Below are 1,037 nucleotides of genomic sequence, written 5' to 3'. Positions count from 1 at the left end.
GTTCCTGTGCGTGCCGAATATACGTTTGGAGGTCAATGCCAAATCAATGCCTCAGACAAGGCGGCACGATCTATTCATAAAAAACATCAATTAACGCCGTCTCAATTACGCAGTCATCCCGATGCAGAGTTACCTGTAGATCAGCGAACGATTGCGCACACAGCATTTGATATCAACCCTATTGGTCGTGGTTTTACAAAAAATTGGTATATCGCAGCAACCGGACTCTCAAAAATACCCGCGCCGCAAATTCATTACCCCGAATATCCAACAACCCTAAGGCCATTTTTACATTGTCTCAGAAAAAAACTCTCTGACAAGGTTGGCGTACGTCTGTTTGCTGGCTTAGGTGTCCGAGCCAAAGGGCATCCCGACCGCATAAAACTTACAGGAACGATAGACGATCACTTTATCCAAAGTGACGCTTGGTTGCCAAAAGACTTTGACTTTGCAGTGTGGAATGCCGCACCGCCAGATCAGCAAACGCACTACTTACAAGGCAACGAGATCATCACGCTCACGAATCTCTGCCCACCCGGTACCCACGGTACGCACCGTGATGACAAAGGTGATACTGTTTTAAGTTTGACACTCCCCAAGCATGTCTGCTTTGTTCTGCTGCGCCTGGAAAGCGGTGAGTTACTCCAGCACCCGCTATCGATTGACACTGTCATCATCGAACCAGATACACATACCTTGAGTTTGGTCTGGCGCACGGTATTTATAAAAGATGATGCGGCAGCGATTCGCGTTGCAGAGGCACGCATGTGTAGTTGTGCGGAGCGAGATCGTCTACTTCAAGAGATCAATACGATCAAGGTACAGATGCGAACCGTTGACAGCGTCGCAAAAGACACCGTATCAGCAATCAGCGAGGACACAGCCTATGTCTAATCCGATAGGCGCTCGTAAGAATGCCACTTTCAAGGCAATCTCCACCGCCCCCTCGTTCAATAAAACTCCGGTCGGCAGCGCGACACCGCCATTGCCCTATCCAACGATTCAGGATTTAAGCAACAGCCTCAGCGTCGTCGCCA

At 49.2% G+C, this 1,037-nt stretch carries 1 protein-coding gene; it reads left to right on the top strand.

Annotated features, from left to right (window positions below):
* On the top strand, nt 1-894 hold an 894-nt coding region (locus AAKU64_RS22595; protein ID WP_354363121.1), incomplete at its 5' end, for a DUF2169 domain-containing protein.
* Between the last annotated feature and the right edge of the window lie 143 nt (nt 895-1,037).

The sequence above is a fragment of the Undibacterium sp. GrIS 1.8 genome (assembly GCF_040544445.1).
GTDB lineage: Bacteria > Pseudomonadota > Gammaproteobacteria > Burkholderiales > Burkholderiaceae_D > Undibacterium.
Note: the sequence above shows the minus strand (reverse complement) of the source record. Positions and strands in the feature narration are given on the sequence as shown.